The sequence below is a fragment of the Desulfosporosinus sp. OT genome, assembly GCF_000224515.1.
Classification (GTDB): domain Bacteria; phylum Bacillota; class Desulfitobacteriia; order Desulfitobacteriales; family Desulfitobacteriaceae; genus Desulfosporosinus.
Genome location: NZ_AGAF01000187.1, coordinates 1 through 15,656, shown reverse-complemented (window position 1 = coordinate 15,656; position 15,656 = coordinate 1). Strand labels below are relative to the sequence as shown.

12 protein-coding genes are annotated in these 15,656 nt (G+C 44.9%); 1 reads left to right on the top strand and 11 read right to left on the bottom strand.

The window, feature by feature from the left end; all coding sequences use genetic code 11:
- Positions 1-312: 312 nt before the first annotated feature.
- The 4 genes from DOT_RS18255 to DOT_RS18240 all read right to left on the bottom strand — a co-directional run bounded on the left by DOT_RS18255 (position 313) and on the right by DOT_RS18240 (position 5,254).
- Positions 313-1,704: a sugar transferase gene (locus DOT_RS18255; protein ID WP_009621925.1), complete on the bottom strand. Its 1,392-nt coding sequence runs from the start codon at positions 1,702-1,704 to the stop codon at positions 313-315.
- A 58-nt stretch (positions 1,705-1,762) separates the two neighbouring features.
- A complete protein-coding gene (locus DOT_RS18250) occupies positions 1,763-3,163 on the bottom strand; it encodes a sugar phosphate nucleotidyltransferase (RefSeq protein WP_050809909.1) in 1,401 nt (466 codons plus the stop codon).
- Between the two features lie 535 nt (positions 3,164-3,698).
- Complete coding sequence (locus DOT_RS18245; protein WP_009621921.1) at positions 3,699-4,088, bottom strand: sugar phosphate nucleotidyltransferase; 390 nt, start codon at positions 4,086-4,088, stop codon at positions 3,699-3,701.
- A 368-nt stretch (positions 4,089-4,456) separates the two neighbouring features.
- Positions 4,457-5,254: a CpsB/CapC family capsule biosynthesis tyrosine phosphatase gene (locus DOT_RS18240; protein ID WP_009621919.1), complete on the bottom strand. Its 798-nt coding sequence runs from the start codon at positions 5,252-5,254 to the stop codon at positions 4,457-4,459.
- 223 nt (positions 5,255-5,477) lie between these two features.
- Between DOT_RS18240 and DOT_RS29860 the strand changes: the two genes are divergently transcribed.
- Positions 5,478-6,152 carry a hypothetical protein gene (locus DOT_RS29860; RefSeq protein WP_139024245.1) on the top strand — a complete coding sequence of 225 codons (675 nt, stop codon included), beginning with the start codon at positions 5,478-5,480 and terminating at the stop codon, positions 6,150-6,152.
- Positions 6,153-6,200: 48 nt separating this feature from the next.
- Here DOT_RS29860 and DOT_RS18230 read toward each other — a convergent pair whose 3' ends face one another.
- The 7 genes from DOT_RS18230 to DOT_RS18200 all read right to left on the bottom strand — a co-directional run bounded on the left by DOT_RS18230 (position 6,201) and on the right by DOT_RS18200 (position 15,420).
- Complete coding sequence (locus DOT_RS18230) at positions 6,201-6,911, bottom strand: CpsD/CapB family tyrosine-protein kinase (protein WP_009621914.1); 711 nt, start codon at positions 6,909-6,911, stop codon at positions 6,201-6,203.
- Between the two features lie 14 nt (positions 6,912-6,925).
- A complete protein-coding gene (locus tag DOT_RS18225; protein ID WP_009621912.1) occupies positions 6,926-7,624 on the bottom strand; it encodes a Wzz/FepE/Etk N-terminal domain-containing protein in 699 nt (232 codons plus the stop codon).
- 160 nt (positions 7,625-7,784) lie between these two features.
- A complete protein-coding gene (locus tag DOT_RS18220; protein WP_009621910.1) occupies positions 7,785-9,941 on the bottom strand; it encodes a cell wall-binding repeat-containing protein in 2,157 nt (718 codons plus the stop codon).
- A 246-nt stretch (positions 9,942-10,187) separates the two neighbouring features.
- A complete protein-coding gene (locus DOT_RS28860) occupies positions 10,188-12,968 on the bottom strand; it encodes a cell wall-binding repeat-containing protein (RefSeq protein ID WP_009621908.1) in 2,781 nt (926 codons plus the stop codon).
- A gap of 520 nt (positions 12,969-13,488) precedes the next feature.
- Positions 13,489-14,724: an Rne/Rng family ribonuclease gene (locus DOT_RS18210; RefSeq protein WP_009621906.1), complete on the bottom strand. Its 1,236-nt coding sequence runs from the start codon at positions 14,722-14,724 to the stop codon at positions 13,489-13,491.
- A gap of 113 nt (positions 14,725-14,837) precedes the next feature.
- On the bottom strand, positions 14,838-15,113 hold the full coding sequence (locus DOT_RS18205) for a hypothetical protein (protein WP_009621904.1): 276 nt from the start codon (positions 15,111-15,113) through the stop codon (positions 14,838-14,840).
- Positions 15,094-15,420 (bottom strand): AbrB/MazE/SpoVT family DNA-binding domain-containing protein, encoded by a 327-nt coding sequence (locus tag DOT_RS18200; protein ID WP_009621902.1) that lies wholly within the window; start codon positions 15,418-15,420, stop codon positions 15,094-15,096. Before DOT_RS18200 ends, DOT_RS18205 begins: the two co-directional genes overlap by 20 nt.
- Positions 15,421-15,656: the final 236 nt, after the last annotated feature.

Sequence of the window (15,656 nt, the reverse complement as noted above, 5' to 3'; positions counted from 1 at the left end):
CTATAAAAACAAAATCGCAACGCTATCGCCTCTTTTGCATCGAACCGTTACGGTTAAATTCAAGTCTTATTAGTCAGATATACTTCAACCCGCTTGTTCACAATGGACGATGTCTTCTAATTTAATAAACTTCAAAACTTCTCTTCTTCCGGTCACATGATGTCCCCAATGTGGATAAAATCGCTTTATAATTGCCATAGCTATCTCAAACGAGTTGATGGAATGTCAAACACCTTAAAATATACATAAATCATCAGCTGTTTGTATAACGATACGGCCTGGATATTCTATCCTTGCTAATATGACTCTATTTCAACTTGCCCCTTTTCTTGCCAACACCACCGGTACCGTTTTCGCCAAAATCTCTATATCCATCCACAACGACCACCGGTCAACATACTCGGCATCCATTTCCATCCACTCTTCAAAATCCACTTCATTTCGTCCACTAATCTGCCAAATACACGTAATCCCCGGCTTCACCGCCAATCGTTTCCTGTGCTTAGGATCATACATATTAACCTCATTCGGCAGTGGAGGGCGTGGTCCGACCAAACTCATCGACCCAAGGAATACATTCCACAACTGCGGTAACTCATCCAAACTGGTTTTACGGAGAAACCTTCCCACAGTAGTCACCCTCGGATCGTTTGAGATCTTAAACACCGGCCCACTCATCTCATTAAGATGAGCCAACTTCGCCTTCAGTTCTTCCGCATTCACAACCATCGATCTAAATTTATACATTTTAAAAGTCCGACCATTTAAACCAACCCGTTCTTGACCAAAGAAAATCGGTCCATCGGACGATATCTTAATTGCAATGGCAATTGCTAATAAAATCGGACTGATAATGATAAGACCTAAACCCGCGATGATAACATCCATAGCCCTCTTAGTCAGTTCATGCCCAGGAAGTCTCGGACGGCCATCATAGGCAACCATCGGCAGACCATCGAAATCAATTGGTCTACTTCGTGCTACTTTGGCTACAATATCGTCAAGTAAAATCGTTACTGCTTTCCCCATGACATCCAACAGCTCTACGCAATCCTTCACCCTTTCATCTGACAAGGGTGCTGCGATAACTGTAACATCAACAACCTTCATACTTAAAACGGTTTGAAGATTTGAATAATCACCTAAATAGGGTATCTCTAGACCATTGCGTTCAGGAGCCAAATAACCGACCACTTTATAACCCAGCTGAGGGTTTTTATTAACTTTCTCTAAATAAGAGTGCGCTGCTTGACCGCTACCAAGGATGAGTACATACCGTGTGTTTCTTCCAATGGAACGCCAAGCTTGTAGAATCAAACGAACAACTAAATGTGTACCTAAAGTTAGACCCAGTGCTATAATCTCAAAGTAAAATACAAATCGGTTATGTATCAGAGTGGGTTGGTATAAGGTAACGGACATAATTGTTACTGCAAAGGTAGCTCCATGTGTTTTAATGAGTTGTATGGTTTCATGACCTACAGGCATAAACCTCCTGGACTGGTATATTCGATTAATGTTAGAACTGATAATCCAACATATGATATAAACCAAAAAGATAAGAAAGTATTGTTCCCATACTCTTCCCGCCGAGGGATGTTTATACCGATACAATTCGACAGTAAAGTAGAAACCCAAACCAAGAATAATTAAATCTACCAACTGTGAAATATCATCTAAGATCGTCCCGAACTCTCGTAACACACTTTTCCCTCCCCTATGGGGTTACATAAATCTCATCCCTTTTATAGGCAACAAGGACTTACGCTGGCTTCTCAGCAACTTCTAGAATGGGACGCCTCACACAACGTTCTTCTACCTCATCCCAAGTCATGAAAAGCCTCACAATGTCCTCCTCAACAAGCGCTCTCCCCATCTGAACTTCAATGAATTCCAGATCCGAGACTGCTCGTATCCCATGTTTAGCCTGTACGGGTATATTCACTACATCGCCAGCCTTAACCGGATAGATAATCTCATCTAAGACAAACTCCCCAGTCCCACTGACGATCGTCCAAACCTCGCTCCGCATATAGTGCATCTGATAACTCAAATTTTTCCCAGCCTTAATCCCAATGCGTTTGGTTAGGACTTCCTGACCGCTCGGGGACGTGGTGTGTTCAAGAACCTTATACCAACCCCAACGCCGTTCCTCAAACATCGGCCTGTGGTCGAGCCCACTTACCACTTCCTTAACCCGGGGACTCGCACCTTTATCTGAGACAAGTATCCCATCCGGGCTAGCTGCTACCACAATATTTGATAACCCCAGCACGGTAACCGGAATATCCAACTCATTCACCAAATGGGTATTCTTTGAATCCTCACTGATGATTCCGTTGCCAATTAATTCTCTGGACATTTCTTCTGTGAGCGTATTCCAAGTGCCAAGATCCTTCCACTCGCCATCATATCGTAAAGCGCTTATATCCTTCGTCTTCTCGACAACCTGGTAATCGAAACTAATCTTTGGCAGCCCCCCATAGTGCTCCCGCAGTACTTCATAATCGGTAGCAAAACCTAGTTCCCGTATCTTGGCAATCACAAACCCAAGTTTAAAAGCAAATACCCCGCAATTCCACATGGCCTGTTGCGAAATCAACTTCTGAGCTTGTTCTTCAGTCGGTTTTTCCCGAAAGTGGCTGACTTTCACAACCTCATGGTCCATTTGCCCTGCTTCCGGTACGATATATCCATATTTCTCAGACGGATAAGTTGGCACAACTCCCATCAATGCTAAATCCGCCAGCCCGTCTTCGAGAATCTGTTCTAAACCCTTGACCCTCTCAAAAAAGCTTTCATCTACGTATGGATCTACAGGAAGCACTACAACAACTTCATCAAGTTCAACGCCTTCTACCGAATAGAGATATGTACTCGCCAATGCAATCGCCGGAAAGGTATCCCGTCTCTCCGGCTCCACGATCAGCTTCATATCAGATCCAAGCTGGTTCTGAATCATATCCAACTGCGATTTACTCGTCGCAATATAAGAAGTCTCCCCGAGGCCTGTAGATTCTAGCTGCGACCACACGCGCTGTACCATCGATTCTAACTCTCCACGTTCATTTAGCAGGACCTTCAGAAACTGCTTGGAACGTGCATCATTTGATAATGGCCATAACCGTTTACCTGAACCCCCTGAAAGTAATATCAGTCTCACGATCCCACGCTCCTTCTCCATTATCTTCTCTATCTAATAAACCCAGAAAATCTATTTACGGTCTAATGTCACCTTAACGATGTAATAAGGACAATCAAAAATTAGAATTCCTTTATAGTACCCACCCTATTTCTTGACTCTCCAAATCACACTTGAAACGCTTCGACGTTACCCTACACAACGCAAACCCGCGCCAACACAGGCTTTCACTGTGCATCTCTTTGTAATCCCCAGCGCTCCTCTGGAGATTTAAACAACCCTCAAACCCTTTATTTGCAAGACATCTAAACATCGGGGATACACTTTTCTCAAACACTACATCTAGTGTTTGTTCACCTAATCAGACACTATATGTAGTGGCTCTATGCAATCCCCAGCGCTCATATCCCCTTTAAAATGAGAAACTTTCACGAAAGGATGACCCTCTTGCTTCGACCCTGTAAACACATACCCATATTTTTCAGAAGACTAGGTGGGTGTGACCCCCACAAGAGTCAGGTCTGCCTCCGTATTAATCAGTACATCCTCCAACTCCTTAACCCACTGGAAGGAAGAAACGATCATCCACAAAGGAATCTACCGGGAGTACAGCAACGACTTCATTAGGACTGACATGTTCAACCGAAGATAAGTAAGCAGCCGCCAGGGCAATTGCCGGGTAGGTATCCCTTCGCTGCGGTTCAACGACTAGCCCTACAGAGTCACCCAACTGACTTTGAATCATATCCACTCGAGATTTGCTCGTAGCAACAACAGCAGAATCCGCCAACCCCACCGCTTTTAGCTGGCCCCAAACCCGTTGCACCATCGACTCACTGTCCCCGTTCTCATTCTCCAGCACCTTAAGAAACTGCTTAGACCGTGCATCATTCGATAACGGCCTCAGGCGATTGCCCGAGCCGCCCGAAAGTAAGATTAATCTCATTGCCAAACTCCTTTTCCTTTGCCATAATCTCAAATGACGTTAGTACCATCCTAAAGAATTATAGACCGTAGACCTAACCGCGTTAAGTCTACGGTCCTAGTACAGTCCTAAGGCTGTACTAGGACAAATGTACTATATTTATGTATTCGCCTTTAAATACAAATGTCCTTTATAACGAACGAATTATATTTTTAATCTTTTTTCTTTTAATATGAAAATTCGAATAGAAACGTTATTAAACTTTAAATATCGACATGAATCGCCTTAAAATCCACTATAATAAAATCAAATGCTCATACCTCGGAAATTTCATGCACTTTCATTGAACTCCTCTAGATATCAACAGTACTCCCCTCTTTTGACATTCTCTAACGTCTGAACCAACTCCAAAACCCACGTTTTCTCTTTTTCATTACAGATTTATTAAGGGAATAATCTCTACTACTATCCAATGCCTTACCTTCTAGTATGCTTTGAGGATTGGCCAGAGTCACTTCTCGAAACCTTTCCTCGCCAACGATATCTTTTACTCCCTGAAGCGCCTCCAAATAGCAGGACTCACTTCGGGACACGCGGTGGGCATCTGATCCAATCAAGTGGATAAAATCGCTATGGAGCATCAGTTCAGCTAGTCGTTTAGCCTGGGGACCGTATTTCCCGTTCAAACTTCTTAAATCCAACTGAAAGAAAACTCCCTTTTTGGCCCATTCAATTAGACGCTCCGGCTCGTCGACAAGCCCTTTATACCGTTCCGGATGAGCAAGAACCGGAGTCACCCCCTCAACTTGGAGCTCAAAGAAGACTTGATCGGTATAGTGCGGGATTTCGAACAGCGGGAGCTCTAGGAGAAGATGCTTGCCTATGTTTCCTAGGGTCAGTAGTTTCTCCGCGCGTACCCATTTCGCCATATCAGGGAAGATGTAGTTCTCGGCGCCTGGCAAGATTTCCACGGGAATCCCCACTTCGGCCACTGCTTGGCGCACTTGCTCTGTCGCCGCTAGGATTTCCGCAGGAGTCAAGTAAGCAGCCCCTTCCAGGACATGCGGTGTTGCGATCAAGGTCTTAAAGCCTGCATCGTGCAACTGGCGCACCATTCCCAGCGTTTCATCCATATTTTTTGAGCCGTCATCCACTCCTGGCAAAATGTGGCTATGAGTATCAATCATGTAAGCTCTCCTAAACTTCACTATACCTCTAATTTCGAGCTATTTAGTAGATTATCTTAATTAACATAGTTCTGTTATACTATAGTTCGTCATGCATTCATATTTTCCTCCCTCAAGCCTCTTGTAAAAATTTACACCCTGCAAGTTTTCTTTGTTATCTCCTTAAAGAATGCTACAATTTAATTTAAGTACACGCTTGAAACTGTCAAGAGAGGAGTTAACGATGTTTAAACTTAAGTTACGACACATCCTAACAGGCCTGGGCGTTATAGTCGTAGTGATCGGCGGTTATGTGGGGTGGCAAGTATATCAAGGGCAGCAGATGGCTAATCAATATGCGTCTGATACTCAACAGTCTGCCCAAACGTCGGGTTCCAAAGGGACCACATCAGGCGACTCACCCGATTCGACATCCCCATCGTCTACCACCCCCAATCCTGCTGATTCTTCCTCTACCTCTTCTGCCCAAACCCCTTCCTCCTCTGGACTCTCTGGGAATTCGAGCACTTCGGCCCCCTCGGCAACATCGTCTTCCGGAGATTACAAACAATTGATGACCCAGACTTATCAGCAGGCCCTGCAAACCATGCGAAACGTGAAGGAAAATACCTTAGCCTTACAAGGCAAAAAGCTCTCACTTTCCACATATAAGTCCAGCATCCTTCAAGCTCAAGCGACATTAACCACTGCAGAAGAGTTTGTGAAAGCAAATCCTCCGACAGAAGAAAAGCTAACCCCCTCCTACCAGAAGTTTTTGGCAGGAATCAGCTTAGCTAAAGATTCCATGGGTGTCGTCTTAAAGGGAATTTCCTCTTTCAGCCCCTCTAAGCTCTACGCCGCTCGTGAGATGGGTAAACAGGCTCAACAACAAGTGATCGATGGATACTCCCATTTCTAAACAAAGCAGTCCTCTTCCACTTGTAGTTGGAAGAGGGCTGCTTTTACATTAGCGTGCTTTATGGCGCTTAGGCTTCTTCGCAGAATCGTCAGACCCATGATAGTAGTAGTAATAGTAGTATTCGCTGGTTTTCATGTCCGCTTTATTGAGAACCGCCCCGAGGATCTTAGCCCCTACTTTATCCAGCTGTTCTTTGGCCCTTTGGGCAAATTCCTTGTTCACTTCGCCTGAGGCCAAGACCAGGATGACCCCATCGACTTCCTGAGCTATAATCGCAGCATCCGTAACCGCAATAATCGGAGGGGTATCAATGAGGACTGTGTCAAATTGCTCACTGAATTCCTCAATTAAACGCTTCATCCGTTTGGAGCCAACAAGTTCCGCAGGGTTTGGGGGGATGGGGCCTCCTGTGAGCACCATTACGCCGGGCACAGCAGTTTCCTGGACGTATTGGCGATAGTCTTGATCCTGAACCAGGGCCACAGATAACCCTTGCCCATTATCCAAGCCAAATAGTTTATGCTGAGTTGGATTGCGCATGTCAGCATCGACTACAATCACAGATTTCCCCGCTTGAGCTATGCTAACTGCCAGATTGGCGACGGTGGAGGATTTGCCTTCCCGAGGGCCGGAACTGGTAATCATGATTTTTTTAGTTTCCGAGTCCACACTCGTAAACTGAACGTTCGTCCTGAGCGTCCGGTAAGCCTCTGAGATTGGAGATTTTGATTGCTCTAGGGTGATTAATGAATATGCCAATAAAATCTACTCCCTTACCCTTGTTTGCCTATTTGATAGTTGGGAATAACGCCCAGTACGGGAATTCCCAAGAGCTTCTCGACATCCTCTGAGGTCTTGATAGTGTTATCCAAGTATTCCAGCAAGAAGGCCAAGCCAACCGCAGCCATCAAGCCCACAACAAAGGCAATCAGTATGTTCAGGGTTTTATTAGGCTTAACAGGCTTATCCGGGGTCACCGCAGTGTCCACGATACTAACACTGTCCACCTTTTTTATTTCAATAACGGCTTTAGAAAACTCTTGCGCCATGGTGTTGGCAATCGAAGCGGCTAGCTTAGGGTCTGTATTGCTAACCTGAATTTCTAAGATTTCTGTAGTCTTCACAGGATTTATGGAAATCAGTTTATCTAGTTCTCCAACTGTGAGCGCTAGGTTTAAGTCATTGAGCACACTTTGCTCGACGGTACGACTCTGAGCAATCGTAGCATAGGTTTTAGCAAGTTGTTGGTTCGCTAGGAGTACACTATTATCCAGCATTTGGGTAGCCGCTTGACCTGCCTCGGCAGCTTTTTTCCCGACAATCAGCGTAGTAGAAGCTTGATAAACTGGTTTAATGACAAAAAAACTAATAATTCCGCTGGTCAGCGCTGCGATAAGGGGCAGCACCACCACGATCATCCAACGTTTTCGCAGCATATCCCAATACTGCCGTAATTCGATTTCCTCTTCCATTTTGACCTCCCAAATAGTTACTGGGAAACTGGTTCGACCTTATATTATTCGCGTTAATTCTTTCATTTCCTCCAGGAATAAATAATGTTTTTAAATTAGTATTGCAGGTGAAAGGCCGTATTAAATACGGCCACAGAAACACTAATTGATTGCAGATCCCTTACTTTGCCAAAATTAATTTGACCTTTAACTTTCCTACGGATTCTCCGCCGATTAATAGCTTGCCTTCCAGGGTTTTAGTATTAGTATCGGAATAATATTCTCTTAATAATTCCATAGTTGCCGTTATATTCTCGCCAAGATCACTCAGGGTAATAATTTTCTCATCATCTGCTGTTAAAGAGATATTCTTGGTTTTACCAAGGAACGTTAGTTTCATGGTACAATCCTGGTCTGCCTTTACCGCAAAACCCAAAAGCTGGACTGGATCACCAAGTCCGGAAAGATCAATTTCCGCCCCATTCTCGAAGGGTCCCAAGGAATTTGACGGATCAGTGATCACACGCAGGCCGCTAATGTTGACGGAGGCTGGATCAGTAGGTGTAGTAGGATTTGTCGGGTCTTCGGCAGGCGAAGAGCCTGTTGAACCGGACGTAGTACCAGTTGAACCGCCCGAAGTTGCAGAACTGCTGGCTGGAATTGCTTTCGCCCCCGTTCCGGTGATTACCACGAAATTTCCTTTGTTATCATATTTTGTTACTTTTGCTCCCAGGTCGACCAAAAGAGATGTTTTAACGTTGGCTATAAGACTTGGGAGGACTGCTGTGGCACTGAGATGAAGTTGGGCATTTTCATTATTGATCACAACCGGCTGAGTAAATATCCCGCGCAGCTCGACAAGAGGACTCTGTCCGGGGGTACTCAAAATAGTAACTCCACCCAGCGAACCATCTTGAACGTCAAGGATTGCCGAAGAACGAACCTCTGTATTGGCGATTGCCGTAGTCCCTGCCGACTCAACCCGCACATCACTGCTGCTGTCTATGTCAAGTACATCCGCCGTTGTATTATTCAGATGAATGCTGTCATTGCCTCCAGAGCGAATGACAATTTTGGCCGCGTCGACACCCTCTAGGGTTGCCGATCCGCTGTCGCCGGGATCAACAAAGACTGTCCCTTTGACCTTTAGATTCTTCAGGGTGATGTTCTCACCTTTGACATAGACGCTGTAGTCGGCCTGAGCATTTTCCAGGGTTATGTTATTCCCTGTAATCCGAATGTTGTCCTTCAGTTCCGCCGAATTAGCAGAGTCCAGTGAACCAACTGTGCTATTGTCCGTAGCATATTCAATGCCAGAATCCAAATTATTTAGGACTGCAGAAGGTACTACGGCTTCGCCGCCTAAAGCGACCATATTGGATGCTGCCATCGTCAGTTTCATAAAGTCCTTGGTGCTCTCTTCTGCCTGTCGATTGACCAAAACAATAGGAGCCTCGTTTGCTGCAGCCAGGGATACACCTGCCAAAGCATCAACTAGGGTTTCCCCATTGGCAATATAAACTTGATCACTCTTATATTCATCTGCCAATCCCTTCAGGATTTGGACATTGGTGTCATACTTTGTCTGTCCTGCATAACGGCTGACTGTACCAGGTAATTGATTTTTAACGGCGTCGGACACTACAGCTGTTCCACCGACCACATAAGAACCGGTAACCTTAGCCTGGATACTGTCTAAATAGGTTTTTACTGAGGCCGGCAGCTGATCACGGGATGTGGTTAAGATCGGCATCCCCTGGGCTGCGGCAATGGGAGCGATGGACAGAGCATCTGCCGGGCTTAGCCAACCGGCAGCTAAGACAACTCGGGTAATATCAGCGCCTTGGCTGGCTAATTCACGGGCAATGTTCACAGAGGTCTCATATTGGTCATAGCCTCCGAGCTGAACGGGCGTGATACCTAAAGCTTTAATTTCGTCAATAACTGAGGATTTGATCACTGCCGTACCGCTGGTTATGTAAACCTTTTTAGGTTGGAGACGCAATAATTCGGCTTTGGCATAGGAATTCAGTTGATCTCCATTATCTGTTAAGAGAATAGGCGCTTTCAGTTTGGCGGCTAACGGACCTGCTGCCAGAGCATCGACGAGTGAGTAGTTCATTCCGGCTGAGAGCACGACATTATCTGTTGTCTCTGGCCAGCCTTTTAGAGCCATCAGGGCTGCTGTGGCGTACTGGTCAACGCCACCGATCCGGGTAATACTATTTGATTCATTGACTGAAGCTGCCTTCGCCACCATTGGGGTTAGAGTCGGAGACAACACAACAAGCGCTGCCATAAAACTGCTGAGCAGCTTTTGTTTTGTTTTTTTACGCATAATCGTCCTCCTAATTTATATTTAAACCTAAAGAGACATGTCCCTGTTAGAAAATAGACATTGTTATTCATTTATCGTAACTATTCGCTATAATTCTGTTTTTTCCTGCAAGAATTTTCACTTCTATGTTCTTCCAGCTTTTACTCAGCTAAGTGCAGAACGGCGGTGACACTTATTGGCCAACCGGAATCGTAATCGACAGAAAGGGCCAGCCTTACAAAGCTGGCCCCACAAATATTACCAAACTTACTCGCTGATAATGAAGGTGTAAGTTTTAGTACTTGAACCTGAATTAGCATCAGTTAATGTAACGGTTGCCGTTACATCGCCAGTCGTTCCATCTAAGTTTCTCAGGAAATGGAAGAAGGCCTCCTTTTTATCCGCTCCAAATACCAGGGCATTAAGCAAGTCAACGCGTGAAATACCTGAGTCAGCAGCAATGGTGTCCATGGTGCCGAGGATATTCTCATAAATCTGCTCTTTCTGAGCTTCATTTGCCGACTTAATCGCGTTGAAGAGATCCGTAAAGTTGACAGTTTTAAACATCTTAGCTCTTGTCTCAGGCGTGAGATCATCCATCATTGCTTCAAAAAGTTTCGCATAATCCAGATTGTCGACAAGAGCCGCTTTTTGCTCTACAGAAAGGTTAAGAGCTTTGAGTAAGGCTGCCACATCTGTGTTGTCGTCCGAATAGAAATCGAGTAATATGTTCTTCTGATCCCCACTTAAACCCATCTTACCAACGACGCCCACCATAATACTTTCTACATCAGTTTTAAAGTCAGCACTATTTTCCTCTAAGGATTTATTAATAACTGCCGTCATATTATCTACAATTTTAGATTTTAAATCCGGACTGGCATTGCGAATTGCCTTATAGAAATCGCTAAATCCAACCTGCTCAAATACAGCATTTTGCGTATCCGGATCTGCATCCTGAACAAGTTCCAATACTTTGGCAAAATCAACGGTGTTTAAGATGGCTTCTTTATCCGTTGAATTTAAATCCTTAATGGCGTTAAAGACCGCTGTCATATTGGTTTGAGCTAAGTTGAGATTGGTTGGTAAGGGGGCGGTTAGAATGTTGGTATTTACCCCTGCTTTTAGGTCAAAATCTCCAATCGGTCCTGAATTACCAATGGTAATCGACGCCTTAGCGTCTTTGGAAACGGTAATCCCCGAATCTTTTGTCAGTTTAGCAAAGGAGAATGATAGGGTATCGCCAATTAATGTTGCTCCATCGATTGAAGAAATGTCCGTAATTTTGAGTGCTCCCATAGTAACTGGTTTAACTTTATCTTTTTCTTTACCAGAGATTGCTATCTCAATACCCGGTGCGGTTGATGTAGCGCCAGGAGCCACATTGGCTACTAGGTTCAGAGGTGCATAGGTTGCCAAACTTGATAAATTTCCGTTGTTCGTAACGGTTGAGCCGCCAGCCTTTGCTCCAATAACTACGCTGGTAACATGTGCATTGGCTGCAACTTTGAGGTTCACAGGAGCATTGCAAGTAATGTTATTAATTGTCGCTTCTGCATTAACGTTGATTGTTAAAGACCCAGCTGCATTCTCACTGACTGTAACTGAACCCGGGCTTCCATTTATGGTTATGACTGCACCGTCACTGTCGGTTATAATTAGTGTGTTGCCATCTGCGGATTCAGTCCAAGTACCAATTTCAACATCGGCAATACTTACATTGCCACTAACACTTACATTGTTTTCAAATGATGCGTTTTCTGTATCAACAGTTAAATTACCAATAATGCTGTCCGCTGCAGTTCCCTTTAAACTTGACGTTCCGATATGGGTATGGTCAAAGGATACGTTACCTGTTAAGACATATTTCCCGAAGTCAATGGACAGGGAGCGGGTAATATTCAAATTCTTTGTTATATTGGCTGTGAATTTGATTTTGGTGATACTCTTGTCATCTAGTGCATTGGCTAACTCCGTTGAATTCTTTACGGAGGCAACTGATGAAGAGCTGCTGCCGCCACCGCCTCCACCACCACCACTAGGCACAACAGGCACAACAGGGGCTACATAAACTACGCCTGCGCGTACTGCTTCAGGCACAACTGCTGTCCCCCCTAAAGCTGTGACAACGCTGGTAACGGAAAGCTTACTGCTTACGTATTTTGTACCCTCATTAGCTGTTCCTTTGGTGAGAACAATACCGGAATTGTACTGCGCGGCAAGAGGCGCTCCGGCCAAGGCATCAATAGCTGTTTCACCGTTGGCTATGAAGACATGATCATACTTCAGAACGCTGTCAAATGCTTTAAGCACGGCAAGGTTCGTATCATACGCTGTGTTGCCAAACTGGCGGGTTGCATTTGGCAACTGAGCCTTAACCCCGTCACTGACAACACCTGTACCACCAATTAGATCGGTTGCTGTCACACTCGGGTTTGTGGTTAAAAATGCTTTTACGCTTTCAGGAACTGTATTTTTCTCGGTTAAAAGAATTGGCTCGGTTTGGGCAGACGCTATTGAAGCGATGGAAAGTGCATCTTGATTTAGCCATCCATAAGCAACAGCGACTTTATTGACGTTAGCACCGAGGGCAACCATTTGCTTAGCAATGTTCACGGCTGTTTCAAAACGATCTGAGCCACCCAATGGAACAACTTTAATACCCATGTTAGTCAACTGATCAAGAACGGCTTGGCTAATGACCGCAGTTCCGCTTGTTACATAAACTGTCTTAACCTCTAGTTTAGTGAGTTCTGCTTTGGTATCTGGATTCAGTACATTCCCAGCTTCTTGCAGAAGAATAGGCGCTTTGAGGAACGTGGCAAGTGGACCAGCGGTCAGCGCATCTACCATACCGTAGGAAGTCGATGATGCAAGGATTGCTGTACCTGTCCAGCCTGTTTGATTAGCAATTTGTACCGCTGTCTGTGCCGCTGCAGTTCCCCCTATACGAGCTGGGATTGCATTCTCTGCAAGGGCATTGAACGGAATCATAGAAAGCATTCCTGCGATAGCTAACGAAGCTAACGCCTTTTTGGATTTCTTCATGTATTGAATTTCTCCTCTCAAAATTAGGTTCAAATTTGGTAATAAAATGGTTATCTTGCTCCCACTCAGGACGTTACGCGGTCGTCCTTCACCCCCTTAAAATGAACTATAAATATCTTAATGTCCTAAATGAATCCAATACTTCTTGAGATACTCTCCCATTAAGAATTCTTCTAAGGAAGTAGGCATAGAACCAAATAGGTATTATTAAAACACCCGCAATCGCCTCATCCCATTAATATTAATTAAAGGGAGTATCCCCGCTATACAATTGATTCTGTATAAAATCAAATATTCCTGCTTACTTAGACCTTTTATTAGAAATAAATCACTTTTGTGGAACTTATCTTGCAACTGAAATAACGCGCTCTCCATCTTAAGCTGTGTGATCACAGCAATTGGCACAATTCATCCCTAGTGATGGAAGATTTGTATGGCTCTTCTAAAAAAGAAAAATCCTCGAAAGCCTTTCTATATGAAGACTTTCGAGGATTTTGGGCTTCTGTTGAGTTGTATCTTCCTAGACTCTTCCGCTCCCATCACAGGTCGGACAGGGCAAGGTATAACGCACCGCTAACGTCTGACCGACTTTTTTCCGGGTCATTTCCACCAACCCCAGTTGGGTCAGCCCTAACACCTGGGACTTCGTCTTATCCCGAGCGCAGGACTTCTCCAGTACTTCAATCACCTGCTGCTGATCTTCTCTAGCCGCCATGTCGATAAAGTCAATGATAATAATCCCGCCAAGATTTCTCAGACGCAACTGATGGGCAATCTCACGAGCAGCCTCCAAGTTCGTATGGAGCACTGTTTCCTCCAGAGAACGTTGCCCCACATATTTTCCAGTATTCACATCAATTACGCTTAAAGCTTCTGTCTGCTGAATTATTAGATAACCTCCGCTTTTTAACCAAACCTTAGGGCGCAGAGTTTTCCGAATTTCATCATCGACACCATACTTGGCAAAGAGGTCCTCTCCCGTGACCACAAGAATGTGTTTTGCTGCCGGATGTTCAATCTCTCGCAAGGCCTTGCGCAGGGTTTGCGCCACTTCATCCTTATCAACAATAATTCTCCCCACGTCTTGATCAATCCAATCGCGCACTAACCGGGAAATCAAATCCACATCCTTGTGGACCAGACCCGGCATAGAAACATGCGGAATCCTCGGTTGCAAAGCTCTCCAGGTCTCCACAAGCTGAGCAATATCTTCCGCAATCTCTTCACCGGCAATTCCCTCAGCCAGAGTGCGAATAATAACCCCCATACCCTCCGGCTTAGCGCTATCCGCCAAATCTCGCAAACGAGCCCGTTCATCATTGTCTTGAATCTTCCGAGACACACCAATATAACTTACCTGAGGAAGCAGCACAACATACCGCCCAGGCAACGTCAAATTGACACTAATCCGGGCCCCCTTTGAGCCCACCGGTTCTTTAATAATCTGAACCAATAGTTCTTGACGAGGTTTAAGAATGTGCTCAATCCGAACATGAGCAGCAGGATCAACCTTCTCGTCCTCCTCAAAACGCGACAGCACAGCATCACTAACATAGAGAAACGCATTCTTATCCAGCCCAATATCAACAAACGCCGCCTGCATCCCAGGCAAAACATTCTCCACCCGACCCCGATAAATATTTCCCACCAAATGAGTCGAACCGCCCTCTTCCTCGAACACATCCATTAAATTGCCCTGCTCAAAGACAGCCGCCCGTAACCTCTTAGACTGGCTCTGCAGCACAATCTCTTTCAAACCAGACCCCGCACTTTCATTTTTCAAACGAACACACCTCCCTTACCTCCTCATAGTGTTATGAACACATCCTTAAGCGAACGCTGGCCTTGGCCTCGAGCAGAGAACGCTAGCTAAGCATTCTTAAGTGTCTCATCATGAGCGCCTATGTTCCTGAACAACATCCCATTTTCTGTATACTCGAAGGTAACCCGGATATCCATTGTCACTGTCATCTCATATATTCCCTTTTTGCCTTGAACCCCTTTGACCCTTAGCGAAGGGTGAAGATTAGGATGGCTGGTACGGAACTTTTTCAACTGACTGTAAAATGCATCTTTGATTTCTTGTGGAAGCTTCTTGAAGTTGCGTTCAAACCGTTTGGAACGTCTAAAGCTTTTCAAGGTCATGAATAAAATCCTCCAGATTTTGAGGAGCGCTTATCTGGCCTGTCTTGATTTCCTCATCCACTTCTCTTTCTTCGGCCTGCCACTTTTTCGTCCAAAACCAAGCTTGGTCCTTTGGTACTGTTATGACTGGTCGGAGGATCAGTGCCCCATCATCCGAAATCTCATACTTTAATTCTTCACCTTCACCGATACCTACATATTCTGCATATTCTCTTGGAATTGTAATTTGATTCCGATTTCGAATTACAATTTTATTATTTCTCGTTTTCACCTTAGACTTGGAAACCCTTCGCCCAATGCTTTCCATTCTATCTCAACTCCATTTTCAGTTTGTACGAAAATCAGATTCTCTGACAATATTATATCCTAATCGAACAAGTTTGTACCTGAAAACTTCGTTCTCCTCAGCGCAGCTCAGCACCGATACAGAGGTGCCGCATGCTTGGAAAGCATGTCCACGGCGTTACGTCAAGCCAACGCTAACAGAAATCCCTAGAGCCTAGCACCAAATCCGTTCCAAGCCCAGCGGCGCAGCTCAGCTTC